The following is a 26280-nucleotide window of genomic DNA, read 5'->3' as shown; positions in this document are numbered from 1 at the left end:
TCGAGCGCCCGGTGCGGTGCGGCCGTGTGCGCCCCGCCCGACCGGCGGCGCGGGTCGGCCGAGCACGAGGACCACATGACACCCGAGAACACCCCTGCCCCCGACGGGGACGCGTCGACCACGACGCCCGTCGAGGCACCCGTCACCCGCCGTTCGCTCGCCGCGGGCCGCCGCCGCGCCGCTCGTCGCCGGCTGTCGCTGATCGGGGGCGTGGCCGCCGTCGCCCTCGTCGCCGGCACCGGCTTCGCCGTCACCTCGATGACGGCCGCCGGAGCCGACACGACCATCTCGGCCGAGCAGCACGCCGCCGCCGTGAAGCAGCAGGAGGCCGACATCGCGACCTCGCTGGCCCAGGCCAAGGCGAAGTCGACCATCCAGATCGCCAACCAGGTCGTGGCCTCGACGTCGAGCCGGACCGACGCGAGCGACCTGCAGACCCAGGTCGCGTCGCTCGCCGACTACGAGAAGCTCGACGCGTCCACCCTGAACGCCCGCGTCGAGAAGACCGCCCTCTCGGCACAGACCGTGCAGGCCGCCGCCGCCGAGGCCGACCGCCAGGCCGCGGCCGCTGCCGCAGCGGCCGCCGCAGCCGCTCAGGCCGCCGCCGACGCCCAGGCCGCCGCCGAGGCGAAGGCCGCTGCCGAGGCCGCCGCTGCCGCCGAGGCCGCCCGCGCGGCCTCCGACAACTCGGTCGCGGGGGCCAAGGCGACCGCCCAGTCGCTCGCGTCGTCGCAGTACGGCTGGGGCAGCGACCAGTTCTCGTGCCTCGTCTCGCTCTGGACGAAGGAGTCCGGCTGGAACTACAAGGCCTACAACCCCAGCGGGGCGACGGGCATCCCGCAGGCGCTGCCCGGCAGCAAGATGGCCTCGGCCGGCAGCGACTGGGCCACGAGCGCCAAGACGCAGATCACCTGGGGCCTCGGCTACATCAAGTCGGTCTACGGCAGCCCGTGCGGCGCCTGGTCGCACTCGCAGTCCGTCAACTGGTACTGATCGAACGATCTGGCTCGCTGACCGGACGCCACACCAGGGAGACCCGTGTGGTGGCGTCCGGTTCGTGCTGCCCTGTGCGGCGAGGTGCGTGTGCCGCGCGGCGTGCGTGCGAGGCCGGGGCGGCTAGTTCTGCGGGGGGATCGTCTGCCGGTCGGTCGGCTTGTCGGTCGTCACGGGCGTGGGGCTCGGAGTGGTCGGCGAGGGTGCGGGCGTGACGACGCCGTCGGTGGGAGGCGCGGGGGCCGGCGTCGGGCTCTCGGGGGTCGCCGACGGGCTCACGATGGGGCTCACCGTCACGACGGGGTCGTCGTCGTCGTCGTCACCGCCGCAGGCCGTCAGCACCCCGAGCGTGAGCGCCGCCGTCGCGGCGACCGCCACCGCCCGCGAGGTCGTCGCCCGCACCGTCCGCGTCGTCGTCCCCATGGCGCGAGCCTACGCGTGGCCGGCGCGCGGCACCGAGGTGCTTCCGCCGCGCGGTCATCCGGTCCGTGCCGGATGGGGCCGACGGGCCCACGGGTCCGCCGGCCACACGATCCGGTACGTGCCGGATGAAGCCGGCAAGGACTCCACGACCGAGGAGGCGCGGTGCCGGACGCCACGGAGGCGACCGTGCGCAGAACGGGCCATGGACCCGTCGGCCGGACCCGCGCCTCCCGGGGGCGTCACCGCGCTCGGTTCAGCCCCGTCCCGGCGAGCTCGAGCACCTGATCGCTCGCGGCGATCACCCGTTCGTCATGCGTCGCGACGACCACGACGGCACCGTCCTCGGCGAACGTGCGCAACAGGTCGACGACCATCTCGGCGTTCGCGTCGTCGAGCGACGCGGTGGGTTCGTCAGCCAGGACCACCCGTGGCTCGTGCAGCAGGAGGCGCGCCAGGGCGACCCGTTGCCGCTCGCCCCCACTCAGCCGGGACACCTTCGTCGTCTGCGCGCCGTCCAGCCCCACGCGCCGGAGGGCTGCGGAGCGTCGCCCGGCCCGCTGTCGACGAGGGGCCCGCCGAGCGACGAGGGCGACGTCGAGGTTCTTCGCGACGGTCCAGTCGTCGACGAGGCCGTGGTCCTGGAAGAGGAACCCGAACACGTCTCGATGCAGACGTCGGCGCGTGCGACCTCGGGTGCGCGTGAGTTCGTCGCCGTCGAGCGTGATCGACCCGGACGTCACCGTGTCGAGCAGTCCTAGACACGCCAACAGGGTGGACTTCCCCACCCCGCTGGGGCCCCAGATCGACGTCGTCGTCCCGGCGTCGAACGTCGCGGACACGTCCTTCCAGAGCTCACGTCCCGAACGGAGCGCGGACAGGTCCGAGACGACCAGGCGTGGGCGGGGCCCGGCTGGTGCCGCCGTGCGACGGATCGTGGTCGGGGCGTCAGGACGCGCCATGGACGTCTCCTTCGAGTCGGTGCCGGACGGTCGAGCCACGTGCCCACCTGGCCCGCGCGCCCGGACGACGCTCGCACCAGACGGCCGTCGGCCAGGCGAGCAGGGCGAAGGCCGCAGCGAGTGCCAGGCCGGTGGTGATCGCTCGCACGAGGGGGATGTCGGGTACGGCCATCGGGTGTGGACCGAAGAACGCCATGAGGGGTGCCGTGCCTCCGAGCGCTGCGACGACGGCCAGCAGCCGGCCGTGACGACGGAACGGTGAGAAGCCGTGGACACGGTGCACCGCCAGCGAGCGGGCACGCGATCGGACGGACGACCAGACGAGGAGGCAGATCATCGCGGCTGCCAGGAGGGCCGAGAACCACAGCGTGACGACGGTCTGGGACCTCCACGCGCGCCACTGGGGGACGAGCGAACCGGTCTCGTCCTGGACATCCGTGTCGGCGAAGACGAGATCGCGGACACCGTGTTCGTCGAGGGCTGCCTCGAGCTCGACCTCCGAGCCGGTGTACAGCTCGTCGCCCGTGCTCAGGGCCGCCAAGTGGTAGTCCACGCTGAGCACTCGGCGTGCCGGAGGAACGACGACCAGCACGGGGTCGACGAGCACGTCCCTGCCCGAGTCGGTGCGCGGGTAGGCCGTCAGCAGAGGGAGCTCGAGTCGGGAGGAGTACGTCTGGACGGTCACCGCCGCGACGGGGACGTCGTCGAGGCAGTCGTCGTCGGGGCAGGCGAACCGCGTCTCGACCTCGCGTTGGAACGCGACGAACTCCTCGACGGCGGACTTCAGGGCGCCGGTCTCGATCGCCGAACTGCGCGGCACGAGGACTCGCACACGATCGTCGGCGTCGTGGACGAGCCCGTCGATCCCGTTCGTGCCCGAAGATGCCACCTGCTGCAGATAGGTGCTGCTGACCACCACGCAGTCGACCGGCAGCGAGAGTCCCTGACACCCGGGGTCGAGTTGGTCGAGCAGGAGGTGCCCGGCCGCCTCCTCGGTGGCGATGAGACGGGACCAACCCGGTGCTTCACGCTCCACGACGGGCTCCTCCGTCGCGCGCAGCGAGATGATGCGAGCCGATCGGCCGTGCCAGGAGTCGTGTTTCGCCACGGCGGCGTGGAGGCCGTGGTCAGCCTGTTCGAGCGTGTACGAGGCGACGGACAGGGACGATCCGATCCCCAGGAGGGTCATCCCCGCCGCCACCCCGACGACGGTCGTCGTTCGACGGTCGCGAGATCGCGGCCCGGGACGCGACGCACCGTGCGTCACCACGGCCGCGAGGGCGACGACGGCGACCGTCCCCCCGCCACACAGAGCCGAGATCCGCGCGACCAGGAGACCCGTGGGGCCGAAGGTCGGTGCGGTGCCCCACAGGACCGTGGCCGTCACCAGCCAGCCGAGACAGGTCGTCGCCCAGGCGGCCACGACGAATCCTGCCGTCTTGGTCAGGTCGCCGCCGGACACCCGGCAGCGAGAGAGACCGTGGACCCGACGGACCCTCCGTGAGCCGGCGGTCAGGGCCCACGCGGCCGACGACGTCGCGAAGAGGAAGAGGGCGACCGTGAGCACGAGGAGGGGTGGGGTCACCGTGACGGCTTGCGTTGCCGCTGCCGCTGCGTCGTTCCACACGACCTCTGCCGTGAAGCCGTCACGACGGAGGGCTTCGGCTGCGCCCTCGATGTCGTGGTCGGAACCGAAGACCGTCCACTGGCCGTAGATCGTGTCCGCGTCCGTGTCGAGCACGCGGGTCTGCGTCGACGCCAGACGGGTGCCGAAGGCGTGGACGTCCTCGCCGGGAGCCACGGCGTCGGGGGCCCCGGGCTGTCGCGCGAAACCGGGAGAGAGGACGAGGACGCGTCGAACGCCAGCGGGGGTGGCGTCGAAGGTCACGAGCGCTGCGGCGAGGTCGTTCCCCTCGAGGTCCGCGATCACGGCCGCCGGTTCGGCCGATCCGCCCGGGCCCGACGTGATGTGGATCTGGGCCGGGGCCGAGAGGGGAAAGAGTTCTTCGATCCTCTCGGCGACGAGGTGTGCGGCCAGGGTCGAGGCCACCGCGACGAGGACGACGGCCGTTCGGAGGATGGCATGCATCGGGGGCCTCCTGACGAGAGGTCGGACGGAGTCGGGATCAGTGGTGCGTCACGCCACGACGTGACGCACCACGTGGATCAGCTCGTGATGCGGTAGTACGCGAAGTCGACTCGGCCCGGAGTGGCGATGCCGTACGCGTAGGACCACTGCCCCGGGCGCGTGTTCGCACTCTGCGTGATCCGGCCGGCGTTCGTCTTGACCGACGAGCCGTGCCACCTGCTGCGGTGGAAGTAGTTCGAGTAAAGGCGGGGCTTCGTGCCGTAGGTCCAGGACGACTCGACCACGAGGCTTCTGCCGTCCCTGCTCGTGGTCGTGGCCTCCGTCTCGGGCTGGACCGCCACGGAACCGTGTTCGACGGTCGTGCCTTCGGTGGCTGAGAGGGTTTCCGCGTTCGCCGCGGTGGTGCCGGTCGCCAGCAGGGCGAGCGCAACGGCGCCAGTGGTGAAACGGGACAGGATCTTCATGCAATGCCTCTCTGGAAGGGCCGAGCGAACGCCCGACCCGTCCAGGAAAGCATTAAAGTGTGAACCGCGTCATGAAGAACATCAGACTGCACTCACCAACGTCCACGCCCCGCCGTCGCGACGCGTCACGCGCCCCTGGACGACGTCGGCCAGCTCGCCGACGGCAGCCTCGACGACGGCGCCGATGCGGTGTGCGGGCTCGTCGGCCGGGCACTCGTAGCGCACCACCAGGCGTGGCTCGCCCCGGACCAGCGTGACGTCGCTCGCCTCGACCGTCGTCAGGCCCGCGGCGCTCGCGGCCGCCGCCGGCAGCACGGAGTCGGGCCGCACCCCGGGCCGCAAGGTGCCGACGGTGAGCGTGACGCGGTACGAGGGCATGCGCTCATCCAACCCGGCGCCACCGACATCGCGGCGCCTCGCCGACGAAACACGCCGGACCCACGGGTGTGCCACCCTCTCGTCATGAAGCGCACCGCGTCCGCCCGGCTCGAGTTCGACGTCGACGGCCCCGCCGAGTTCGTCCTGTCGGTCGCCGCCTCGCGCGCCTACGCGGCCGCCCCCGACGCCCTCGGCACGGATGCCGACGCCCCCGGCACGGACACCGCCGCCCCCGGCACGGACGCCGACGCCCCCGGCACGGCTACCGCCGCCCCCGGCGCCGCCCGCATCACCGAGGAGGCGCTGGCCGTGACCCAGCACGGCGCACCCCTCGAGGTCCGCGAGGTGCACGACCACCACGGCACCCTCCTCCACCTGTGCGAGGTCGGGGCCGGCCGCGTCACCGTCGACTACCGGGTGGTCGTCGAGGGCCGTCTCGACGAGCCGCCCGTCGACGAGCTCGACCTGGTCCGCTACCGACGACCGAGCCGCTACTGCGAGTCCGACACCCTGAGCCCGACCGCCCGAGCCGAGTTCGGCGGCCTCGAGGGGCGCGACCTGCTGGCGGCGGTCGCGACCTGGGTCGGCTCGCACCTCGCCTACGTGCCCGGGGCGAGCGCGCCGACCGACGGCGCCGTGCAGACCCTGCTCGACCGGCAGGGCGTCTGCCGCGACTACGCCCACCTCGTCATCGCCCTGCTGCGCGGGCTCGACGTGCCGGCCCGGCTCGTCAGCGTCTACGCGCCGGGGCTGTCGCCGATGGACTTCCACGCCGTGGCCGAGGCCTTCGTCGACGGCGCCTGGCACGTGGTCGACGCCACCGGGCTGGCCCCGCGCCAGACGCTGCTGCGCATCGCGACCGGACGGGACGCCTCCGACACCGCGTTCCTGTCGAGCCACGGCGGACGCGTCACCGTCGCGGGGATGCAGGTCGGTGCCGTCGCCGACGTGCTGCCGCGCGACGACGTGACCACCTTCGTCAGCCTGGGCTGAGCGCCCGCCGGCGCCGCGCCTCCTGCGCTCGCCGCTCCGTGCCCCGCCGCCGCCCGGCGACCCCGCCGACCCCGCCGCCGCCCGGCGACCCCGCCAATCCCGCTGATCCCGCCACGAATTGAACAGCCCGCCACGTGATTGCGTGGCGGGCTGCTTACTTCGTGGCGGCGTGGCGGCGTGCCGGTGCCGCGGCGCGCCTCAGTCCTCGCGGTGCGCCAGCTTCGCGCCCTCGCGGGCCCGCACGGCCGGTTCGTTCTGGTGCACGCCGGCCGGCCACGACGACGGCCCGGCCGACCCGGCCGGGTACTCGTCGATGGCGACGTCGCCGGACGTCCAGGCCTTGACGACAGGGGCGACGATGCGCCACCCCTCCTCCGCCGAGTCGCCGCGCACCGACAGCGTCGGGTCGTCGTCGAGGATGCCCTCGAGCACTTCGCCGTACGCCGTCAGGTCGGCCGCGCCGAAGTCGGCGTGCAGGGAGGCGCGCGACAGGTCGTACGAGTCGCCCGGCCCGTTGACGTTCAGCTCGAGCGACATCTCGTCGGGCGAGATCGCGATGCGCAGGCGGTCGGGGGTGCCGCCGCCGACGAACTCCTTCGGCACGTGGGTCGGCGGGCGGAACGTGATGACGATCTCGCGGCGACGTGAGGCGAGCGCCTTGCCCGACCGCAGCAGGATGGGCACCCCGGCCCAGCGCCAGTTCGCGACCTCGACGACGACCTCGGCCAGGGTCTCGGTCTCGAGCGACGGGTCGACGCCGTCCTCGTCGACGTAGGCGGGCAGGGTGCGGCCGTCGACCTCGCCCTTCGCGTAGCGGGCGCGACGGGTGTTGGCGACCGCGTCGTCGTCCCAGACGTGGGTGGCGCGCAGCACGAGTTCTTTCTCGTCGCGGAGGTCGGCGGGGCCGAGGGTCGCGGGGGCGTTCATCGTCAGCACGGCCATCACCTGCAGCAGGTGGCTCTGGATCATGTCGACCATGGCACCCGCGTGGTCGTAGTAGCGGGCGCGGTTCTCGAGGCCGAGCTCTTCGTCGTAGACGATCTCGATGCTCTCGACGTGCTGGTTGTTGAGCATCGGTTCGATCAGGCGGTTCGCGAACCGCAGGCCGAGCAGGTTGAGCACGGTCGACCGGCCGAGGAAGTGGTCGACGCGGTGCACCTGGTCCTCGTGCACGAGCTTCAGCACCTCGCGGTTCAGCTTCTTCGCGCTGGCGAGGTCGGTGCCGAACGGCTTCTCGAGCGCGAGCGACGTGCCCTCGGGCAGGTCGACCTTCCGCAGGGCGGCGCAGGCCTTCTCGGTGATCGCGGGCGGCAGGGCGAAGTAGATCGACGGAGGCGCGTCACAGGCCTCGACGAGGCTGCGGAGGCCGTCGACCCCGGTCACGTCGGCGGTGATGTACGTCGTCGACTCGAGCAGCGCGTCGACGGCGGGGCCGCTCGCGTGGACGCTGTCGAACGACGTCTTCACACGCTGCTTCCACTCGGCGTCGGTGTACTCCTCGACGCCGGCGCCGATCAGCTGGACGCGGCGCTTCGGCTCGAGCGCCAGCAGGCCGCCCAGGCCGGGCATCAGGAGGCGCGCGGCGAGGTCTCCGCTCGCCCCGAGGATCAACAGGGTCGCGGGCTCGGGGGCCTTCTTCGCCGTCATGCCGTGCACGGTAGTGGTTCGGGTCCCGGCGTGCCCGGGGGTCGGCGCACACCGCCGGGGCCGGTGCGGCGTAGCGTCCACGCCATGAGCGACCAGACCTACACCGCCCGCTTCGTGGGCCACGACGAGACCACCACCGAAGAACTCACCCTCATCGACGGCCTGCCGCAGAAGAGCGTCACCCGCCCCGGGGCCTCGGACGGCGAGGACCTCATGTGGGAGCTCGACGCCGACGCCAGCGAGGGCGGCGAGTACGTCTACCGCTCGCTCGGCGTCTCGGGCCACGACTACAGCTGACCCGGCCGCAGGTCGCACCGCCGAACGGACATCACTCCGTGGTGTGACAGCAGGTCGGTCACCCGCCGACGCCTCACCAGCCAGGGGGAGGCGCGGGTCGCCTCCCTGGCCCTAGCCTCGAGGGCATGTGGTTGCTCCTGTGGCTCGTGGTGCTCGTCTTCGGCGTCGCCCTGTCGACCCAAGCGACGGCGCGTGAGCTGGCCGCCGTCGGTGATCGTCGGTTCCCGTGGTGGCGGCAGTCGCCGAACGTCCCCCCGGGCCTCCGGTGGGGACGCGCTCTCGGCACCGGTGTGATCTTGCTCGGCGTCTTCGGCATCCGTGAGACCACCGACCTCGGCTTCTCGACCGTGGTCGTGTTCCTCGCCGTCGCCGCCGCCCAGTGCGGGCAGATCGCCTGGCACAACCGACGCGCCGCCCGTCTCGCCGCCCCCGAGCACGACCCGACCGACGGCTCGGACGCAGCCCGCACCTCCTGACCCGGCCCGCGCCGCCCGATGCGCCCGGCGCGGGCGCAGCGGGTCAGGCCCGGCGGGTGGGGCGCACCGAGACGACCTCGGCCGTCGCGCCGTGCGGCAGGTCGACCACGAGGCGCACGGCGTCCGCGACCGACTCCGGCTCGAGGTAGAGCGAGGCGTCGTAGGTGCCGCCTTCGGCGGTGACCAGCTCGTGCTGCATGTCGGTGTCGACGCGGCCCGGGTGCACCGAGCTGACGCGCACGCCGTTCGGGCGTTCTTCCTCGCGCAGGGCGTCGGTCAGGGCCCGCAGGGCGAACTTGCTCGCCGCGTAGGTGCTGCCGTTCGGCCCGGCGGTGAAGCCCGAGCCGCTGTTGATCGCGACGACGGTGCCCTGAGCGGCCCGCAACGCCGGCAGCAGCTGACGCGTCACCTCGGCGACGGCGAACACGTTGACCTCGAAGACCCGACGCCAGGCGTCGCGGTCGGTGTCGGCGACGGCCCGGCCGCCGATCACCCCGGCGGCGTGCACCAGCACGTCGAGCTCGTCGAGAGCCGGCATCGTGAGGGCCGGGCCCGAGAGGTCGGCGGCCCACGCCGTGGCGGACGGGAGGTCCGCGGTGATCGCCCGCAGCGCCTCCTCGTCCCGGCCGTGGACGATCACGTGGTGCGTGCGGGCGAGGTCGCGGACGACGGCGAGGCCGATGCCCCGCGAGCCCCCGGTGACGAGTGCGGTCTTCATCGGTCCAGTCTGCCGGTCCAGGGGCGCCGTCAGGCCAACGGGTCGTGGCCCCAGTTCATCAGCGACCAGCGCCACTTCGTGTCGGTGACGTCGCCCGAGGGGCGCTGCTTCGAGTGGCGCGCGACGTAGCCGTGCACCTTCTCCATGTGCTGCCAGTCCGCGTCGGTCAGGTCGGCCTTCTTCTTCTCGAGGATGCGCACGATGTGCCGACCGCTCTCGTGCCCGACGGACTCGCCGCCGTCCTTCTGCCCCACCTCGCGCGACTCGTCGGTGTCGAGCCAGTCGCGGAGCGTCGAGGCCGTCATGTTCACGTCGTCGTGGAACTCGTCCCAGGTCTGCTGCCGGTCGTCTGCCATGGACCGAGCCAAGCACGCCCGCCCCCGCCGAGCCCGGGAGGCGCGGGTCGCGGCCTCGCGCCCGGTGCGTCCTCCGGCGCGTCGCCTCGGCACCACGGCCCGCCCGGATCGGCGAAGATGGCACGGTGCGCACCCTGACCGCCGGCACCGCCGCCCTGCTGCTCGCCACCTCGCTCGCCGTCACGCTGACGTCGTGCTCGGCCGACGGCACCAACCCGACGGTCGCCCCGCAGGCGAAGATCCCCGCCGGGCTGGCCGTCGAGGGCTACGCCATCGCCTCGCCCGACGCGACCACCGCGGCCGTCGACGCGCTCGACCGCAGTGACGACGCCGTCGACGTCGTCGGCGTCTCGGGCGTCGCGATCACGACCGGCGGGGCCGGGGTCGCCCCGAGCGACGAATCGGCCAACGCGTTGCGACAGGCCGCCCAGTCGGCGGGCAAGCAGGCCGAGCTGCTCGTCGTCAACGCGGGGCAGGACGGCTTCAGCGGCGAGCTCGCGACGCAGCTGCTGTCGAACCGGGCCAACCGCGAGTTCGTCGTGTCGGGCCTCACCGGCGAGGTCGTCAACGGCGGCTGGGACGGCGTCCAGATCGACTTCGAGTCGCTCTCGGCCGACGACGCCCCGGGCCTGGTCGACTTCGCCACCGAGCTGCGCGACGCCCTGCCCGACGACGCCACGATCTCGATGGCCGTGCAGCCGAGCACCGACGAGGCCGGGTACCTCGACCTCGGCTACGACCTCGCCGCACTCGCCGACCCGGTCGACCGCTTCGTGCTCATGGCGTACGACCAGCACGGCGCCGGCTTCAGCGACCCCGGGCCCGTCGGCGGGCTGCCGTGGGTCGGCGAGGTGCTCGACGCCGCGCTCGGCCTCGTCCCGGCCGACCGCCTCGACCTCGGCGTCGCCGGCTACGGCTACCGCTGGACCGGCGAGGGCACCGCAGGAGGCGCGGTGTCGGTCGCCGAGGCCCGCACCGCCGCGCGGTCCACGGGTTCGTGGGACGCCGACCAGGCCGAGTACACGGCGTCGCCCGGCGACGGGTCGACCCTCTGGTGGTCGGACGGCCGGTCGATCACGGCCCGCGCCGAGCTGGCCGAGTCGAAGGGACTGCACGGCGTCGCGATCTGGCAGCTGACGACGGGCGACCCGATCCGCCGCGGCTGACGCCTCGGCATCGCACCGCGTTTCGTGCACCGCGACCCGACTAGTCGCGGTGCGCTGCACGAAACGCGGTGCAGAGGCGGGCGGGGCGGGTGCGGCTGCGGGCGGGGCGGGTGCGGGCGGGGAGAAGGCGGGGGGCGCGAGGGCCGGGGCGAGGCTACGGCTGGACGACGCCGATCGGGCCGGTCAGCTGCGGGATGTCGCGGTCGCTGAGCAGCCAGTGCTCGCCGCGGCCGGTGATGAGCAACGCGAGGGGCCCCGGCCGGCAGACGACGAGCGCGCCGCCGTCCTGGTGCAGCACGCCGTCGAGCGCGCCGCCGAGGTCGCGGTCGTCTTCGGAACCCGCGGCCGACAGGACGGCGCAGCGGCCCTCGGCCCCCATCGCCTGCAGCAGCCGGCGCATGCCCTCGGGGTCGCTGCGGTCGGGGCCGAGCGGGTGGGCCACGGCCATGTCGACCCATTCGACCGAGCCGGTCAGGTCGGCGAGGGTCACCTCGGCGGGACCGGACGGGTCGACCGCGAGGTCGTGCACGGATTGCTTGCGATCGGGCGCGGCGAAGGCCTCGAGTGCGGTGATCACGGAAGGGGGGAGCGACGCCACGGGGGTTCTCCTGTCGAGCGGTTCCGACCATCCTCCCACCCGGGGTGCCCTCACTGGTCCGTCCACAGGCGGAAACCCGAGCGGGCGTCGGGTGGAGCCGCCGCACTACGCTGCCGGAGAGCCGCGCGACGCGCGCCACCCCGACCCCGACCGACACCCACCACGACGACGACGGAGACACCGTGAGCGACGCCCCCGGCCAGCAGCCCTGGCAGAACCCCCGGCACCCTCAGCATCCCCACCCCCAGCAGGGCCAGCCGCCGTACCCGCAGCACGGCCAGCAGCAGCACCCGCAGCAGGGCCAGCAGCCCTACCCCGGCCCCGGTGGGCGCACGGACCTCCTGAAGAACACCAACCCGGGTGCCTCCACGTCGACCCCGTTCGTCTGGGTGCTCGTCGTCCTGCCGCTGGTGCAGCTGGTCGGCCTCGCCTTCTGGGACATCCCCGACTACCTCGAGCGCGCCACGACCTTCACGCCGGGTGCCTACCAGTCGCCGTTCACGCCCGGCTACCTCGCCTACATGGGCGTCGCGCTGCTCGTCTACGCGCTCATGGTCGTCTTCTCGTGGCTGGACCACCGTGCGCTGGTGGCCAAGGGCATCGTCAAGCCCTTCCCGTGGCCGTGGGCCTTCCTCACGATCGTCTACGTCATCGGCCGCTCGGTCGTCGTGAAGCGCCGCACCGGTGGCGGCCTCGCCCCGCTCTGGCTCTTCATCGCCGTGTACCTGATCACGATCGTGGTCGCGTTCTCGGTCTTCATCTCGGCGTTCGTCGAGTTCGCCCAGACCGTGCCCTCGCTGCCGACCGCGCCGTAGCCGGTCCGACTGCGAGGATGGACCCGTGACCCCTCCCACCGCACCCCGCCTCGGCCTGCTGCTCGACGTCGACGGCCCGATCGCCAGCCCCGTGACCCGCAGCATCGCGCTGCCCGAGATCACCCGCGACCTCGTGGCGCTCGCCGCCCTCGGCGTCCCGATCGTCTTCAACACCGGCCGGTCGGACGCGTTCATCCGCGACGAGGTCGTCGGCCCGTTGCTCGCCGCCGGCCTGCCCGAGGGGTCGCGCGTGCACGGCGTCTGCGAGAAGGGCGCCGTCTGGTTCACGATCGGCCCCGAGCACGGTGCCGAGGGCATCGGCCCGATCGAGGTCGACCGGTCGCTCGCCATGCCCGCCGACTTCGGCGACGAGATGCAGGCGCTGGTCGCGGACGAGTACGCCGACCTGGTCTTCTACGACACCACGAAGCACGCCATGGTCTCGATCGAGCAGCTCACCAGCGTCGAGTCGTCGACCTACCTGGCACGGCAGCGCGCCCTCGACGAGCGGGCGATGGCGGCGCTCGTCCGGCGCGGCTTCGGCGTCCGACGGCTCGACGACGTCCGGCCCGACGCGTCCGGCGAGGTGCAGTGGCGCGTCGACCCGACCATCATCTCGACCGACGTCGAGTCGGTGCGGCTCGGCAAGGACCTCGGCGCCGAGCGGGCGCTCGCGCTGCTGGCGGCCGACGGCGAGCCCCCGCTCGCCTGGCGCACGGTCGGCGACTCGCGCAGCGACTACGCCATGGCCGACTGGCTGCACGCGCAGGGGCACGCGGTCGCCCACGTCGACGTGCGACCCGCCGACGGCGTCCCGGCGACGCCCTACCCCGTGCTGACGAGCACCACGGGCGCGATCCACGACGAGGCCGGTGCCGAGTTCCTCGCCGCGTGGCTGGCCGACCTGACCGCCTAGACCCGCCGGCCGACGCCCCCGGGCCCGCCGACGCGCCCGGCGCCGGCCGACGCGCCCGGCCCGGGCAGGCCGACACGCCCGGCCCGGGCCCGCCGGGCGACCCGACCGCCCGGGGTCGCGGGTCGACGCGACACGCCCGACCCGCGCCTCCGCGTCCGGCGTGTCGAGCCGCGTCGGCGTGCCCCCCCGGACGGGTGAGGCGGGTGAGTCTGGGTCGCGGACGGGTGTCACCCACCCGCTGACCTGGCGGGCTGTGACCCGTTCGAGGGGGCGTGCCCCCCGAACGGGTGTCGCGTCGGAGCCGGATCGACCCTGTACTGTTTCGTCACGTCCCCGGAACGGTCCCCCGAAAGGCCCACACCGGAGGCGAGCCCGTCGATCGAGACGACTGACCCCTCTCGCAGTCGACGGACCCGAACAGGGAGTCCCTAGCTCCCACCCGACCGCCGCCCACCCCGGCGAGTCACTCGAGTCGCCGCTGTCGCCGACGCCCCTCCGGACGTCCGACGGCAGCTCTCACCGCCTGCCGGCGTCCGGTCGTCTCTCAGACCCGAACCCGGAGAGAACACGCATGTCCCGAACCATGCGCGTCCGCGACAGCGACGCCGAAAACCGACCCACCACCGGTGCATCCGACACCGGCCCCGCCCTCGACGCGGCACCCCGCTCGCGGGGCGAGTTGAGGCGCCTGGCACAGCGCGACGAGGAGCGAGGGGCGCGTGTGCGCCCCTCGACCCGCATGACGAGCGACCACCACGCCTCGGTCGTCTCGCGGACCGAGGGCCGTGCCCACTCACCGTTCATGGTGCTGTTGGTGCTCGCCTGCACCATGGGCATCCTGCTCTACGGGCAGTTCTTGCTGAACCCGGCCAACCGCGGCGACCTGCTGCCCTACGTCGCTGTGATCATCGCCGAGGCCGTCCTCGTCCTGCAGGCGCTGTTGGCCATGTGGACGATCCTCTCGGGGGGCCAGAACCCCCGCGACTTCGACTTCCACTCGACGCAGGACGCGCTCTACGACGAAGAGGCCATCGACCGCCTCGGCGTGCGCGACCAGCCGCACCTGTGGCCGATCGTCGTCGACGGCAAGACCGTGGTGGTCGACGTGTTCGTCACCGTCTACGGCGAGGAGCTGTCGAAGATCGCGATGACCGTGCAGGCAGCGCTCGCGATGCAGGGCGAGCACCGCACCTGGGTGCTCGACGACGGTCGCAGCGACGAGGTCAAGGACCTCGCGGCGACCCTCGGCGCCCGGTACATCCGTCGGTTGACGAGCAACGGGGCCAAGGCCGGCAACGTCAACTACGCCCTGTCGGTGGCGAAGGGCGACTACTTCGCCATCTTCGACGCGGACTTCGTGCCCAAGCCGATGTTCTTGCACGAGACCGTGCCGTTCTTCATCGACGAGAAGGTCGCCTTCGTGCAGACCCCGCAGTCGTACGGCAACCTCGTCAGCATCGTCAGCCGCGGCGCCGGCTACATGCAGGCCGTCTTCTACCGGTACATCCAGCCGGGTCGCAACCGCTTCAACGCGGCGTTCTGCGTCGGCACCAACGTGATCTTCCGCCGGGCGGCGATCGACGAGGTCGGCGGCATCGACACCGACTCGAAGTCCGAGGACGTCTGGACCAGCCTGTTCCTGCACGAGGCCGGCTGGCGCTCGATCTACATCCCGATGACGCTCGCGATCGGCGACGCCCCCGAGACCATCGAGGCCTACAGCAAGCAGCAGCTGCGCTGGGCGACCGGCGGTTTCGAGATCCTCTTCCGCCACAACCCGCTGAGCCCCCGTCGCACCCTCACGATGGACCAGCGGTTCCAGTACACGCTGACGGCGACGCACTACCTGACGGGCATCGCCCCGCTGCTGCTGATCATGGTGCCGCCGATGGAGATCTTCTTCGACCTGCGCCCGATGAACCTGCACATCTCGGTGCTGCAGTGGCTGCTCTTCTACTCGGGCTTCTACCTGCTGCAGATCGCCCTGGCCTTCTTCACGCTCGGGTCGTTCCGGTGGGAGGTGCTGATGCTGGCGTCCGTGTCGTTCCCGATCTACGTCAAGGCGCTCTGGAACGTGCTGAGCGGCAAGGACACCGCCTGGCACGTGACCGGCGGCGGCAAGGCGGCGAGTCCGTTCAACGTGCTCGTGCCCCAGGTGCTGTTCTGGCTGTTCCTCACGCTGACCTCGCTCGTCGCCATCTGGCGAGACTGGGACAACCGCGTGCTCACCCTGGCAACGGTCTGGAACCTCATCAACACCGCGGTGCTGTCGGCGTTCCTGCTGGCGGCGCTGCGCGAGGCCCGCTCCATCAAGCGGGCGGCCCGCTCGGGCTCGAGCGCCCGGACGACGATGGCGCACCCGATCGGCACGCAGCCCGAGCCCGACCGCACGCTCCGCACCCAGGTCGCCCGGCCGTTGCCGCGCAGCCACGACGAGTTCCTCGAGCTGTCGGCAGAGCAGCGTTCCGAGCAGCTGCGCCGCGACGACGAACGCCGCCACCTGCTCGAGGCCGAGCTGGCCATCGTGGACGAGCACCACGCCGACGAGGCCGAGCACGAGCCCGGCACCCCCCGACCCGACCGACACGACACGAACGACCGAGAGAAGGTGGTCTCATGACCTGGGGCAACAGGATCAAGATGACCGTGGGCATCCTCGTGGTGATCGCCCTCGTGGCCGTCTTCACCGTGATCTTCACGCAGCGTCAGGCGCAGGTGATCAGCACGAGTGCCGCCATCGCGAGCCAGGACTTCCCGGTCGGCACCGACTACAGCGGCACGGTCACCTCGACCGACGCCGAGGTGGGCGACGTCGTGAAGAAGGGCGACGTGCTGTTCTCGCTGCAGAGCCCCTCGCTGCAGAAGGACCTCGCCGACGACGTGGTCGTCCCCGACACCGAGGCGTACACCGTCGCGGACGACGGCACGATCACCTTCATGGCCACCGTCGACGGCACCCTGTCGCGCCTCGACGTCCGTGAGGGTGGGTTCCTCGGGTCGGGCACGTCCGTCGCGACCATCGAGAAGGCCGGCACGCTCTTCGTGGACGCCGACTTCACGCTGACGCCCCGCGACTACGAGCGCATCCAGGACGGCGCCACCGTCGACGTCATGCTGCCGAACCAGGTCGTGGTCGAGGGCAGCGTCGACCTGGTCAGCGTCGAGACGAAGGACGGCGCGGCCGCGGCCACGGTCCGCGTCGTCAGCGACCAGCTGACCGAGGGCGCCTACAACGGCCTGGTCGCGAGCGGCACGCCGGTCGAGGCGACCATGCACCTCCGTGACGACGGCATCCTCGCCGGTCCGGTGGACACCATGCAGGACTTCCTGCGCCAGATCGGGGTCTGACGATCCGCGGCGCAGCGAGAGAGACGACGGGTCGGTCCGACCGACGGGATCGTTCGGGATCACCGATCGACGCCGGGCCGGCCCGTCACCCCCGGGAGGCGCGGGTCGAGACCCGACGCGCCCCGCGCCTCCCGGCCCTCCGCCGCCTGGTCACCGGCGTCGCCCTCGGCACCGCCGGCGCGCTCGTGCTGGCCGGCTGCACCGGCGGCTCGGGCACGGACGGCGACGGCGACACGACCGGGCGGCCCGACGCCACGGGCGACGTGCTGCCGGCCTCGCAGGTCGACCCCCTCGTCGCCGCCCTGCCGCAGGAGTCGGTCGGCGCCGTGCCGACCATGCGCCTCGCCGACGGGCTCGTCCCGCCGACCAACGCCTGGTTCTCGGGGCTCGTGTTCGGCGACCAGCCGCAGCCGGTGTTCCCGTTCCCGTTCTCGTTCCAGCTGACCGACGACGGCTTCGCCGCGGGGCTGCCCATGCCCGTGGCCTCCGAGAAGGCGATCGTCGGGCCCGCCCTGCCCGACGTCACCCTCGACGTCGGTGCCACCGCGACCGAGGTCAGCGCCTACGACAAGGTCTCGGTGACGGTCGCGCACCTCGACGGCGACACGGTGCTCGGCCACACGACCGTCGCCGAGGGCTCACCGCTCGTCTCGTACACCGCCGCCTCGGCGCAGACCGACACCCTCGGCGCCGCCGTGACGAGCACCGGCGACGGACGCGGCACGCTGACCGTCGGCGACGCCACATGGGGCGTCGTCGTCACGGGCGGTGACCTCGACGGCACGTCCGTCCGGCTCGACGAGGGCGGCTCGGTCGTGCTCGTGCCGGTGCCGGACGGCGCCACCGACGACCAGGTGGGGACGGTGCTCGACGCGGCCGCCTCGCCGCTGGTGTCGGTGACCACCGGGCACCGCGCCTCCGGGTCCGGGTCGTCGGCGGTCTCGACCACCGAGCTCGGCTACGAGACCGCGGCCGGCGGCGACACCCTGCTGGTGTCGGCGCCGCACATGGGCGGCTCGGCGACGGGTGGCGACACCGGGCTGAGCTACGAGACGATCTACGGCACCGTGCCGCTGGCGGTCGGCACGTCGCTCTCGTTCGACGCGCCCGTCACGACGGCCTCGGCCGGACTCGACCTCTCGGGCCTGGGCGACGACCAGCGGCAGCAGCTCGGCGACCAGGTGCGGGCCGACGTCGCCTCGACGACGGAGCCCGCGGCCGACACCTACTTCGGCGGCAAGGCGCTGTACCGGTCGGCGATGCTGATGCAGCTCGCCGAGCAGCTCGGTGACGACGCCTCGGCCGACACCCTGCGCACGTCGATCGTCGACCGGCTCGACACCTGGACCGACCCCTCGGGCTGCGAGACGCGCGAGCAGGAGTGCTTCGTCTACGACCCCGCCGTGAAGGGCGTCGTCGGCAAGGTGGCGTCGTTCGGGTCGGACGAGTTCAACGACCACTACTTCCACTACGGGTACTTCCTCTACGCCGCCGGCGTCGTCGCGGCCGACGACCCCGAGCTGGCCGAGCGGTGGCAGCCCGTGATGGACCTGCTCGCGGCCGACATCGCCTCGGGCTCGGGCAACGGGTCGTTCCCCGACCAGCGGGCGTTCGACCCGTACTGGTCGCACAGCTGGGCCTCGGGCTACTCGCCGTTCGCGGACGGCAACAACCAGGAGTCGTCGTCCGAGGCGGTCACCGCCTACGCCGGGCTGTCGCTCTGGGCGGCCGCCACGGGCGACGACGCACTCGGCGGCGAGGCGTCGTGGATGCTCAGCAGCGAGGCGTCGTCGGCGCTGGCCTACTGGCTGAACCCCGACCTGAGCGGCCCGACGGCGGACGGGTACGACCACGCGATCGTCTCGCTGACCTGGGGTGGCAAGCGTGACTACGGCACCTGGTTCTCGGCCGAGCCGTCCGCCATCGCCGGCATCCAGCTGATCCCGCTCGCCCCGAGCTCGGTGTCGTACCTCACGTCGTCGGCGGCCGGCGGTGCCGAGCAGATCGCCCGCGTGGTCGACGAGGCCGCGGCCTCGGGCTTCGACGCGCCCCTGGGCGACTACGTGCTGATGTACTCCGCCCTGCAGGGGCCCGACCAGGCCGCCCAGGCCCTGTCGACGCTGGCCGACCTGCCCGAGTCGGGCATCGACGACGGCAACTCGCGGGCCTACGCGATGGCGTACGTCATGAGCGCCGGCGCCCGGTAGCGCAGGGCGCAGGCGCAGGAGGCGCGGGTCCGGTCACGGGGACACCGCCGAGTGGACGACGCACCGCGGCATGCCGCGGTGCCCTGTCCACATCGCGGCGTCGGAGCGGCGTGTGGCCTCAGCCGACCTCGCGCACCGGGTCGACCAGCCGCACCGGGTCGACCAGGCGGTGCACGCTGCCGTCGGGCCGGTTCGCGACGAGCGCGCCGCCCCAGAAGCCGAGCTGGTCGCCGTCGCTGTCGAGCTGCCAGAGGCGGTGGCCGTCGGCGAGGTCGAACGCCGTGACGACGGAGGTGCGACCGCCCGACGGCGAGGTCGTGGCGTACCCGGTCGTCCGGCCGACGAGGGCGATCTCGGATTCGCCCGGCACGGCGGCGCGGGCGACTTCGTCACCGGTGGTCGCGTCGAGCAGTCGGACGGTGCGTTCGTCCGCCTGGTCCGACGTGAGGTCCCCCGAGGCCGCCGCCGCGCCTCCCGGTTCGAAGGTCTGGGCGAAGACGAGCGAGCCGCGGCCGCCGGCCGGGTCGGTCGTGACGCGGGCGAGGCCGTGGCGGCGGTCGCGCGGCGGGGTGGTCCAGAGCTCGGCGCCGGTGCGTCGGTCGACGCAGACGACCCCCGGCGTGGTCGAGAAGACGAGGCAGTCGTCGGTCGGCTGCACGCCGCGGTCCTGGCGGTAGCCGTGTCGCCACCGCTCGGTGCCGTCGAGCGAGAGGGCGACCACGGTGCCGTCCGTGTCGCCGGTCGAGGTGGGGATCGCGGGGTCGAGGCCGACCACGACGAGGTCGCCGTCGACGGTGAGGGTCGTGGCCGTGGGCAGGTCGGGGCCCCACGGGGTGGTGTCGCCGGTCCGCCCGTCGACCGCGGTGATGTCGCCGTCGTCGAGGACGAGCAGGCCGTCGGGCGTGAGCGCCTCGTCCTGCCGGCCCGTCGTCTCGCCCGTCCACACCGCGGTGTCGAGGTCGTCGGCGCGGTAGAGCGAGAACTCGCCCGTGCCGGGCTCGGAGTCGTAGTAGACGGCCGAGTCCTGGTACGAGAACTCGGGGTCGCTCGAGACGAGCACCCAGGAGGCGGTGGCGTCGGTCAGGCGCGAGCGCCCGTTCGGCGAGGTGGTCACGTCGGTCAGCTCGCCCGTCGCGAGGTCGAGGCGGCCGTAGGCCGACGCGAAGCCGTCGTCGCCGAAGCCGAGCGACGAGACGAGTGCCGTGCCCGTGGCCTCGTCGGCCGGCCAGACCTGGACGAACCCGCTTCCCGCGTCGAGCTCGGCGCCGAGGTCGACCCACCAGCGGACCGTCCCGTCGAGGGGGTCGACGCGCGCCAGTCGGCTGGAGGTCTGCGCCGTGCCGCCGAAGCCCCCGTCGAAGCTGCACCCGGTGTCGCTCGCGGCGCTCGTGGTGGCGCCGTCGTCCGTGCCGTCGCCGCTCGCGCTGACCAGCACGTCGCCGTCGAGCCCGCCGGTGCCCACCCCGGGCTCGGCCTGCCAGAGCAGGCACTCGGCCCGGTCGTCGGGCACCCCGACGTCGGCGGGGGTGAGGGTCCACGACGCGGCGACGGGCTCGTGCCGCAGGTCGTCGCCGTCGACGCCGTCGAGCGCGTCGGCCGACGAGTACCGGGGAGCCTCGGCCAGGCCGACGGTGGTGACCAGGGCCGCGGTCGCGACGACCGCGGCGGCCACGAGCGCGAGGCGACGAGCGCGGGAGGCGCGGTGCCAGGCGGCCCCGGAGCGCCGGCGGGCGCGCGCGAGCGGCTGGTCGCTCGGCGAGGCCTGGTCCGTCACCCGGCCATGCTACGAGTCGGGTGCGCGCACGGGCCGTGAGCTCGCCCGGGGCCCCGACCCGCGCCTCCCGGGCCCTCGGGGTCGCCCGTTAGGCTGGTGCAGGCCGTCCGGTCACACCTGGAGCGCCCTAACGCCGTGTGCGCCCACGCCCACGCCCGCCCCGCCCGACCCCGCCCGACCCCGCCCGAAGGAGCCGCGCCATCGAAGCCGTCGTCATCTCGATCCTCGCCCTGGCGATCGTCGTGCTCGTGGTGATCCAGGTGATCTACCGCCGCCGCGTGCTGCAGCGCCGGGAGGCGTCGGGGCAGCGCGTCGTCGGCCGCGGCACCTACGTCGTGTTCGGCGTGATGGCGGCGTTCTTCCTCTTCGCGGTGTTCGTGTTCCCGCTGCTCGTGCGGGGGTAGCGAGATGCGCCCTGGTGAGGCGGCCGACGTCGAGGCGTGCGTGGCGGTCTGGGTCGCGGCGTGCGCGGCCCGCGATGGGCGCGCCATCGAGGGAGTCGCCGAGAGGGCCCGGCCGAAGTTCGATGCGGCCGTCGTCTGGCTGGTCGTCGACGGCTCGGACGGCATCGACGGCTTCGTGCTGGCGACGCGTCCCGGCAGCGGTCTGCCCGGCGATCCCGCCGACGCACCGGTCCTCGGCCTGCTGGCGACGCGTCCCGGGGCCCAGACACGAGGGACGGGGCGCTCCCTGCTGAGGGCGGCGACGCGAGAGCTCGCGGCTCGCGGTCACGAGCGCGTCCTGCTGCACGTGCTCCTCGACAACGTCGGGGCCGTCCGGCTCTACGAGTCCGAGGGGTGGGCGGCCGCAGGCGCGCCCTTCGAGCACTCGTTGCTGAAGCGGCCCACGCAGCGTTTCGAGCGGGTGCTCTGATCGGTCCGGGCTGGGCCGGACCGTCGACGGCCGGGAGGCGCGGTGCGCGCGGTCGGGCACCGCGCCTCCTCGTCCGCTGCCGGCCACCGCCCGCCCACAGCGCCACGTCCTGGACACAACACCACGACTAGTCGTGGTGCTGTGTCCACAACGTGGTGTCGTGCCCGCCCGCGCCGCGCCGTCACCCGCGGTCGGCCACCGCCGTCGGGTCGTCGAGGCGGCGGACGACGCCGTCCTGCCCCGTGACCACCAGGTGCGGACCCCAGAAGCCGACGTCGATCGCGTCGGTGGGCGAGGTCCGCCAGAGCTCGCGGTGGCTGTGCCCGTCGAAGGCGACGACGGACGTCCGGCCGTCGACGCCGAACGCCAGCTGGTAGGCGGTCGTGCGGCCCTGGGCCAGGGGCGCCGAGTACCCCGGCAGCGTCGCCTCGAAGGCCACGTGCCCGTCGTCGGCGTCGAAGGTCGTGACGGTCGAGGTCTCGTCGCCGAAGCTGCTCGAGGGCGAGACGGACACCTGCACCTGGTCGAACGCCGAGTCCGGCAGGGGGTTCCAGCCCGACTGCACGGTCTGCCCGCTGCGGACCGGGACGGTCGTCGTCCAGCGGGTCTCGCCGGTCGAAGGCGACAGGCAGGTCACCGAGACCCGGCCCGTGGGGTCGTCCGCGTCGTCGTCGCCGCCGCCCCGCGGCCCCTCGACGACGGGGTCGCCGCTGACGACGGTGGCCGTGACGGTGACGCAGCGGTCCGACACGATCAGCGAGGCGTCGCCCGGCAGGTCGGCGGACCAGCCGATCGCGCCGGGGTCGTCCTGCGAGAACGCGACGAGACGCTGGCCGTCGTTCGCCGCGAACGCCACGACCACGTGGTCGCCGGCCTGCTCGGGCCAGCCGTAGGTGTCGTCGTCGATCGGCACGGGGTGTTCGGCTCCGGTCGCGGCGTCGATCACCCGCGGCCCCTCGCCCGCCGTCGTCAGCACGTAGAGCTCGTCGTCGAACAGCGTCACGGTCGCCTGCGCCGGCTCGTCCCCGCGCCAGGTCACGGCGTCGAGGTCGTCGAGGGGGTGCAGCTCGAACACCGTCCGGTCGCCGTCGTTCGTCGTCGGGCCCGTGCCGTCGGCCCCGAACCGCGACCGCGGCTGGTGCGAGACGAGGACGCTCGACGAGGAGACGCCCTCGATGCGCGTGACCTGGTCGGCGTCGGTCGACTCGACGGCCGCGGACCGGTCGGTGACTTCGCCCGACGCGAGGTCGAGGCGTGCGAGGGTCGAGCCGGTGTCGACCTCGACGGTCAGGGTGGCCGCCCGGCCGTCCTCGTCGGGCGTGACCGACACCGAGCGCACCGCCCGGCCGAGGGCCGTCGCCACGTTGGCGCTCCAGGCCACGTCGCCGGTCTCGCCGTCGACCCGCGCCAGCCGCCCGCCCGCCCCGCCGCACCGGTCGGACAGCTCGGCCGACAGCGCCGCCATGATCGCGTCGTCGCCGACCCCGCCGACCCGCAGGTAGTAGGCGCAGCCGTCGGGCGTGCCCGGCGTCAGCTCGTCCGTCAGGTCGGTGCGCCAGACCGTCGTGGTCGGCTCGCCGCGCAGGTCGTCGACCAGCATCGCGGGTCGCGCCGGTTCGTCGTACCTGGGTTGCACCGCGAGCCCCGCCCCGGCGACGACCGCGGTCACGGCGACGACGGCGGCGATCGTCAGGCCGAGGCGACGAGCGCGGGAGGCGCGGGCCCAGAACCGGCGCACGGCACCCGGAGCACGGTCGCCCGGCGTCTGCCGCGGTGCCCGCCGCCCGCGCCGGTCTGCTCCGGTCGCCTCCCCGCCGTCGTGGGCCTCGTGCGTGTGGTCGTGGTCGTCGTAGGTGTCGTGGTCGCCGTGACCGTCGACGACGGTCGTGCGGTCGCCCAGGTGACCAGGCGCCGAGGCGGGCGTCGTCGCGGAGCCGGCCCGCGCCTCCCACGCTGTCGGCGGGCGCCCGGGACGCACCGGCTGCCACGACCGTCCGCTCATGCCGACCCCCTCTGGTCGCCATGCTACGAGACCGGGCCGGTCCACCGGTATGCTGGCGCGTCGTCCCCCCCGCAGGGAGCCACGACCGGCCCGCACCACCCCGGCCCGCACGAACCGCAGCCCGCACCACCCCGCCGCACCGACCAGCCCGCACCACCCAGGAGGCAGCATGAGCACCGTCCCCAAGGCCCGGGGTCTCGGCACCCTGTGGCGCACCAAGTCGGTCGAGTCGTCGCTCGCCGACTCGACCGGGCCCGAGAACGGGCTGAAGCGCTCGCTCGGGGTCACCGACCTGACCCTGATGGGCATCGCCGTCGCCGTCGGGGCCGGCATCTTCTCGGTCGGCGCCAACGCCGCCGCGAACTTCGCGGGGCCGGGCGTCACGCTGTCGTTCCTGCTGGCTGCGGTCACCTGCGGCCTCGCGATCATGTGCTACGCCGAGTTCGCCTCGACGATCCCCGTCGCCGGCAGCGCGTACACCTTCACCTACGCCACCCTCGGCGAGTTCCTGGCCTGGATCATCGGGTGGGACCTCATCCTCGAGACCCTCACCGGCGCGGCGGTCCTCGCCAAGTACTGGGGCATCTACCTCAGCACGGTGTTCGAGGGCTTCGGCCTCGACGTGCCCGCCACCCTGTCGATCGGGCCGCTCGAGCTCAGCTGGGCACCGTTCGTCATCGTCGCGTTCTTCACCGTGCTGCTCGTGCTCGGCACGCAACTCAGCTCGCGCGTCGGCAGCGTCTTCACCGTGATCAAGGTCGCGATCGTCCTGTTCGTCATCGTCGTCGGCTTCTTCTTCGTCAAGGCGTCGAACTACACGCCGTTCGTGCCCGAGTCGCAGCCCCGCCCGGCCGGTGAGGGCGACGTCTGGACGCAGTCGCTCTTCTCGTTCGTCTCGGGTGCCGAGCCGGCGCAGTACGGCGTCTTCGGGCTGCTCGCCGGTGCCTCGCTCGTCTTCTTCGCCTTCATCGGCTTCGACGTCGTCGCGACCAGCGCCGAAGAGGTCAAGAACCCGCAGAAGACCATGCCGCGCGGCATCTTCCTCGGACTCGCCATCGTCACGGTGCTCTACGTGATGGTCTCGATCGTGCTCACCGGCATGGTGTCGTACCGCGACCTCGCCTCCGTCGAGGCACCCACGCTGGCGACCGCGTTCGAGCTGGTCGGCGTGGGTTGGGCGGCCCAGGTGATCGCGATCGGCGCCCTGATCGGCCTGACCACGGTCATCATGGTGCTGCTGCTCGGCCTCGCCCGCATCGTCTTCTCGATGGCCCGTGACGGCCTCCTGCCCCGCTGGCTCGCGAAGACCTCGGCGGTCCGCAAGACGCCCGTGCGGGTGCAGGTCATCGCCGGCGTGCTCGTCGCCCTGATCGCCGGGTTCACCGACGTCGGCGTCCTCGAAGAGATGATCAACATCGGCACCCTGTCGGCCTTCGTGCTGGTCAGCATCGGCGTGATCGTGCTGCGCCGGACGCGCCCCGACCTGCCCCGCGCCTTCCGCGTGCCGCTGTCGCCCGTGCTGCCGATCCTCTCGGCCGTGCTCTGCGTCTGGCTGATGTTCAACCTGACGACGCTGACCTGGGCACGGTTCGCGGTGTGGCTCGTCATCGGCGTGGTCGTGTACTTCGCCTACGGGCGTCGGCACTCGCGCGTCGGGCTCGGTGAGGACGCCGCGGCGCCCGCGCCGGCCGTCGACGCGGGTGACCGACCGCGCTGAGCGGCACCGCCGATCGACGGAGAACCCCGTTCGCGACGATGAACCCCGATTGTCCGGGGTTCATCGACGTGAACGGGGTTCTTCGCGGTGTGCACGGGGGTGACCGGCGCGACCGGGCCGAGCGCGCCTCCTCGGGGCTGTGAGGCGCGCGGGGGGCGGGAGGCGCGCGAGGGTCAGGAGGGGCGGGGCGCGTCGAGCGCGTCCACCGCGGCCACGACGTCGTCGACCTCGGTGCGCGTCGTGTAGTCGACGTGGACGTCGGCGAAGACGACCTTGCCGTCACGGTCGACGACCAGCACGGTCGGGAACGGCACGTCGGCCGTGGCGTCGGCGTTGCTGTCGGCGACGTCGAAGCCCAGGTCGGAGTGCACCGCACGGGCCCCGGCGGCCGGTTCGGTCTGGATGCCCAGCGCGCGCACGAGCACGTTGCCCGGGTCGGACAGCACGGGGAATTCGAGCCCGCCGTTCGCGACCGATCGCTCGCTGCCCTCGGGCGTCTGGGGGCTGATGGCGACGAGGGCGACGCCGCGCTCGCGCAGGCGGGGCAGCAGGTCGGCCTGGTACGTCTTGAGGGTCAGGTTGCAGTACGGGCACCAGGCACCCCGGTAGAAGACGAGCACGGCGGCCGACTCGCCGACCGTCTCGGACAGCGACACCTCGTCGCCTGCCGTGTCGACCAGGGTGGCGTCGACGATCGTGTCGCCGAGTCGCACGGCCGAGGCCGGGACGCCCGCGTCGCGCAGGCCGGACTGCTCGTCGTCGAAGACCTTGGTGGCGTCGGCACCGATCCGGGCGTTGAAGCCCTCGGTGAACTCGCTCACCTGGTCGGCGATGGAACTCGCGGCGCTGGCGTCGTGGGTCGACATGTGGTCCTCTCGGCGGGGCGGTGGCTCGTCGGGTGCGTGCCCTCGGCGACCGGCCTGCGGCGTCGACCCCGGGAGGCGCGGCGCGGGTGGGGACGTGGGGTCACGTCCGGTCGCCGGGGTCGATCGTAGACGGTGCGACCGGTGTCGTCCGTCCCGCACCGGGCGCCGTTCGCTTTCGTCCCCGGGGCGCCGCGGGCGTCCGGTC

25 protein-coding genes are annotated in these 26280 nt (G+C 73.1%); 13 read left to right on the top strand and 12 right to left on the bottom strand.

The window, feature by feature from the left end:
* Positions 1-75 precede the first annotated feature (75 nt).
* Positions 76-993 (top strand): phospholipase, encoded by a 918-nt coding sequence (locus ASG05_RS09005; protein ID WP_235491446.1) that lies wholly within the window; start codon positions 76-78, stop codon positions 991-993.
* A 123-nt stretch (positions 994-1116) separates the two neighbouring features.
* Here ASG05_RS09005 and ASG05_RS09000 read toward each other — a convergent pair whose 3' ends face one another.
* The 5 genes from ASG05_RS09000 to ASG05_RS08980 form a co-directional block, all read right to left on the bottom strand.
* Positions 1117-1416, bottom strand: coding sequence for a hypothetical protein (locus tag ASG05_RS09000; RefSeq protein WP_157490151.1), 300 nt, complete (start codon positions 1414-1416; stop codon positions 1117-1119).
* A gap of 239 nt (positions 1417-1655) precedes the next feature.
* The gene (locus ASG05_RS08995; protein ID WP_056259931.1) at positions 1656-2375 is read right to left on the bottom strand and encodes an ABC transporter ATP-binding protein; all 720 of its coding nucleotides are present in this window, start codon (positions 2373-2375) and stop codon (positions 1656-1658) included.
* Positions 2362-4464, bottom strand: coding sequence for a hypothetical protein (locus tag ASG05_RS08990; RefSeq protein ID WP_056259930.1), 2103 nt, complete (start codon positions 4462-4464; stop codon positions 2362-2364). The genes ASG05_RS08995 and ASG05_RS08990 overlap by 14 nt, the downstream gene beginning before the upstream one ends.
* Positions 4465-4541: 77 nt before the next feature.
* Positions 4542-4928 carry a lactococcin 972 family bacteriocin gene (locus ASG05_RS08985; protein ID WP_056259928.1) on the bottom strand — a complete coding sequence of 129 codons (387 nt, stop codon included), beginning with the start codon at positions 4926-4928 and terminating at the stop codon, positions 4542-4544.
* An 81-nt stretch (positions 4929-5009) separates the two neighbouring features.
* A complete protein-coding gene (locus tag ASG05_RS08980) occupies positions 5010-5306 on the bottom strand; it encodes a hypothetical protein (protein ID WP_056259926.1) in 297 nt (98 codons plus the stop codon).
* A gap of 84 nt (positions 5307-5390) precedes the next feature.
* On the opposite strand from ASG05_RS08980, the gene ASG05_RS08975 reads away from it, so the two are divergent.
* A complete protein-coding gene (locus tag ASG05_RS08975; RefSeq protein ID WP_056259924.1) occupies positions 5391-6299 on the top strand; it encodes a transglutaminase family protein in 909 nt (302 codons plus the stop codon).
* Between the two features lie 198 nt (positions 6300-6497).
* On the opposite strand, the gene ASG05_RS08970 is transcribed toward ASG05_RS08975, so the two are convergent.
* Positions 6498-7946 carry a glucose-6-phosphate dehydrogenase gene (locus ASG05_RS08970; RefSeq protein ID WP_082486695.1) on the bottom strand — a complete coding sequence of 483 codons (1449 nt, stop codon included), beginning with the start codon at positions 7944-7946 and terminating at the stop codon, positions 6498-6500.
* An 84-nt stretch (positions 7947-8030) separates the two neighbouring features.
* Here ASG05_RS08970 and ASG05_RS08965 point away from each other — a divergent pair, with 84 nt between their 5' ends.
* Together ASG05_RS08965 and ASG05_RS08960 are read left to right on the top strand one after the other, a co-directional pair.
* Positions 8031-8243: a hypothetical protein gene (locus ASG05_RS08965; protein WP_056259922.1), complete on the top strand. Its 213-nt coding sequence runs from the start codon at positions 8031-8033 to the stop codon at positions 8241-8243.
* A 125-nt stretch (positions 8244-8368) separates the two neighbouring features.
* Positions 8369-8719: a hypothetical protein gene (locus ASG05_RS08960; protein ID WP_056259920.1), complete on the top strand. Its 351-nt coding sequence runs from the start codon at positions 8369-8371 to the stop codon at positions 8717-8719.
* A 43-nt stretch (positions 8720-8762) separates the two neighbouring features.
* On the opposite strand, the gene ASG05_RS08955 is transcribed toward ASG05_RS08960, so the two are convergent.
* Positions 8763-9437 carry an SDR family oxidoreductase gene (locus tag ASG05_RS08955; protein WP_056259918.1) on the bottom strand — a complete coding sequence of 225 codons (675 nt, stop codon included), beginning with the start codon at positions 9435-9437 and terminating at the stop codon, positions 8763-8765.
* Between the two features lie 29 nt (positions 9438-9466).
* Complete coding sequence (locus ASG05_RS08950) at positions 9467-9793, bottom strand: DUF3140 domain-containing protein (protein WP_056259916.1); 327 nt, start codon at positions 9791-9793, stop codon at positions 9467-9469.
* 125 nt (positions 9794-9918) lie between these two features.
* On the opposite strand from ASG05_RS08950, the gene ASG05_RS08945 reads away from it, so the two are divergent.
* Positions 9919-10959 (top strand): glycosyl hydrolase family 18 protein, encoded by a 1041-nt coding sequence (locus tag ASG05_RS08945; protein WP_056259913.1) that lies wholly within the window; start codon positions 9919-9921, stop codon positions 10957-10959.
* A 154-nt stretch (positions 10960-11113) separates the two neighbouring features.
* Here the strand turns inward: ASG05_RS08945 and ASG05_RS08940 are convergent, their stop codons facing one another.
* Positions 11114-11536, bottom strand: a complete 423-nt coding sequence (locus ASG05_RS08940) for a hypothetical protein (protein WP_056259910.1) — start codon at positions 11534-11536, stop codon at positions 11114-11116.
* 203 nt (positions 11537-11739) lie between these two features.
* Between ASG05_RS08940 and ASG05_RS08935 the strand changes: the two genes are divergently transcribed.
* From ASG05_RS08935 to ASG05_RS08915, 5 genes are all read left to right on the top strand, one after another.
* Positions 11740-12372 (top strand): hypothetical protein, encoded by a 633-nt coding sequence (locus ASG05_RS08935; RefSeq protein WP_056259908.1) that lies wholly within the window; start codon positions 11740-11742, stop codon positions 12370-12372.
* A 25-nt stretch (positions 12373-12397) separates the two neighbouring features.
* Positions 12398-13288, top strand: coding sequence for a hypothetical protein (locus ASG05_RS08930; protein ID WP_056259906.1), 891 nt, complete (start codon positions 12398-12400; stop codon positions 13286-13288).
* A 571-nt stretch (positions 13289-13859) separates the two neighbouring features.
* Positions 13860-15908, top strand: a complete 2049-nt coding sequence (locus ASG05_RS08925) for a glycosyltransferase (RefSeq protein WP_056259900.1) — start codon at positions 13860-13862, stop codon at positions 15906-15908.
* Positions 15905-16636, top strand: coding sequence for an HlyD family efflux transporter periplasmic adaptor subunit (locus tag ASG05_RS08920; protein ID WP_056259896.1), 732 nt, complete (start codon positions 15905-15907; stop codon positions 16634-16636). The genes ASG05_RS08925 and ASG05_RS08920 overlap by 4 nt, the downstream gene beginning before the upstream one ends.
* Before the next feature lie 185 nt (positions 16637-16821).
* The gene (locus tag ASG05_RS08915) at positions 16822-18843 is read left to right on the top strand and encodes a glycosyl hydrolase (RefSeq protein WP_056259894.1); all 2022 of its coding nucleotides are present in this window, start codon (positions 16822-16824) and stop codon (positions 18841-18843) included.
* Between the two features lie 118 nt (positions 18844-18961).
* Here ASG05_RS08915 and ASG05_RS08910 read toward each other — a convergent pair whose 3' ends face one another.
* Positions 18962-20617, bottom strand: coding sequence for a PQQ-binding-like beta-propeller repeat protein (locus tag ASG05_RS08910; RefSeq protein ID WP_056259892.1), 1656 nt, complete (start codon positions 20615-20617; stop codon positions 18962-18964).
* A 137-nt stretch (positions 20618-20754) separates the two neighbouring features.
* Here ASG05_RS08910 and ASG05_RS08905 point away from each other — a divergent pair, with 137 nt between their 5' ends.
* Both ASG05_RS08905 and ASG05_RS08900 read left to right on the top strand, forming a co-directional pair.
* Entirely contained in the window at positions 20755-21021 is a 267-nt protein-coding gene (locus ASG05_RS08905; RefSeq protein ID WP_056259890.1) for a hypothetical protein, read from the top strand.
* Between the two features lie 4 nt (positions 21022-21025).
* Positions 21026-21490, top strand: coding sequence for an N-acetyltransferase (locus ASG05_RS08900; protein WP_056259888.1), 465 nt, complete (start codon positions 21026-21028; stop codon positions 21488-21490).
* A 181-nt stretch (positions 21491-21671) separates the two neighbouring features.
* Here ASG05_RS08900 and ASG05_RS08895 read toward each other — a convergent pair whose 3' ends face one another.
* Positions 21672-23492 (bottom strand): PQQ-binding-like beta-propeller repeat protein, encoded by a 1821-nt coding sequence (locus ASG05_RS08895; protein ID WP_056259886.1) that lies wholly within the window; start codon positions 23490-23492, stop codon positions 21672-21674.
* 169 nt (positions 23493-23661) lie between these two features.
* On the opposite strand from ASG05_RS08895, the gene ASG05_RS08890 reads away from it, so the two are divergent.
* Entirely contained in the window at positions 23662-25209 is a 1548-nt protein-coding gene (locus tag ASG05_RS08890) for an APC family permease (protein WP_056259884.1), read from the top strand.
* A 173-nt stretch (positions 25210-25382) separates the two neighbouring features.
* Here the strand turns inward: ASG05_RS08890 and ASG05_RS08885 are convergent, their stop codons facing one another.
* Entirely contained in the window at positions 25383-26075 is a 693-nt protein-coding gene (locus ASG05_RS08885) for a peroxiredoxin-like family protein (protein ID WP_056259883.1), read from the bottom strand.
* Positions 26076-26280 lie beyond the last annotated feature (205 nt).

Source organism: Frigoribacterium sp. Leaf186, assembly GCF_001423905.1.
Classification (GTDB): domain Bacteria; phylum Actinomycetota; class Actinomycetes; order Actinomycetales; family Microbacteriaceae; genus Frigoribacterium.
Note: the sequence above shows the minus strand (reverse complement) of the source record. Positions and strands in the feature narration are given on the sequence as shown.

Coding starts and splice junctions, on each gene's coding strand:
- ASG05_RS08955 (WP_056259918.1), bottom strand. CDS start 9,437: ATGAAGACCGCACTCGTCACCGGGGGCTCGCGGGGCATCGGCCTCGCC.
- ASG05_RS08885 (WP_056259883.1), bottom strand. CDS start 26,075: ATGTCGACCCACGACGCCAGCGCCGCGAGTTCCATCGCCGACCAGGTG.
- ASG05_RS08985 (WP_056259928.1), bottom strand. CDS start 4,928: ATGAAGATCCTGTCCCGTTTCACCACTGGCGCCGTTGCGCTCGCCCTG.
- ASG05_RS08925 (WP_056259900.1), top strand. CDS start 13,860: ATGTCCCGAACCATGCGCGTCCGCGACAGCGACGCCGAAAACCGACCC.
- ASG05_RS08975 (WP_056259924.1), top strand. CDS start 5,391: ATGAAGCGCACCGCGTCCGCCCGGCTCGAGTTCGACGTCGACGGCCCC.
- ASG05_RS08970 (WP_082486695.1), bottom strand. CDS start 7,946: ATGACGGCGAAGAAGGCCCCCGAGCCCGCGACCCTGTTGATCCTCGGG.
- ASG05_RS08965 (WP_056259922.1), top strand. CDS start 8,031: ATGAGCGACCAGACCTACACCGCCCGCTTCGTGGGCCACGACGAGACC.
- ASG05_RS08900 (WP_056259888.1), top strand. CDS start 21,026: ATGCGCCCTGGTGAGGCGGCCGACGTCGAGGCGTGCGTGGCGGTCTGG.
- ASG05_RS08980 (WP_056259926.1), bottom strand. CDS start 5,306: ATGCCCTCGTACCGCGTCACGCTCACCGTCGGCACCTTGCGGCCCGGG.
- ASG05_RS08895 (WP_056259886.1), bottom strand. CDS start 23,492: ATGAGCGGACGGTCGTGGCAGCCGGTGCGTCCCGGGCGCCCGCCGACA.
- ASG05_RS08990 (WP_056259930.1), bottom strand. CDS start 4,464: ATGCATGCCATCCTCCGAACGGCCGTCGTCCTCGTCGCGGTGGCCTCG.
- ASG05_RS09005 (WP_235491446.1), top strand. CDS start 76: ATGACACCCGAGAACACCCCTGCCCCCGACGGGGACGCGTCGACCACG.
- ASG05_RS08890 (WP_056259884.1), top strand. CDS start 23,662: ATGAGCACCGTCCCCAAGGCCCGGGGTCTCGGCACCCTGTGGCGCACC.
- ASG05_RS08950 (WP_056259916.1), bottom strand. CDS start 9,793: ATGGCAGACGACCGGCAGCAGACCTGGGACGAGTTCCACGACGACGTG.
- ASG05_RS08960 (WP_056259920.1), top strand. CDS start 8,369: ATGTGGTTGCTCCTGTGGCTCGTGGTGCTCGTCTTCGGCGTCGCCCTG.
- ASG05_RS09000 (WP_157490151.1), bottom strand. CDS start 1,416: ATGGGGACGACGACGCGGACGGTGCGGGCGACGACCTCGCGGGCGGTG.
- ASG05_RS08995 (WP_056259931.1), bottom strand. CDS start 2,375: ATGGCGCGTCCTGACGCCCCGACCACGATCCGTCGCACGGCGGCACCA.
- ASG05_RS08920 (WP_056259896.1), top strand. CDS start 15,905: ATGACCTGGGGCAACAGGATCAAGATGACCGTGGGCATCCTCGTGGTG.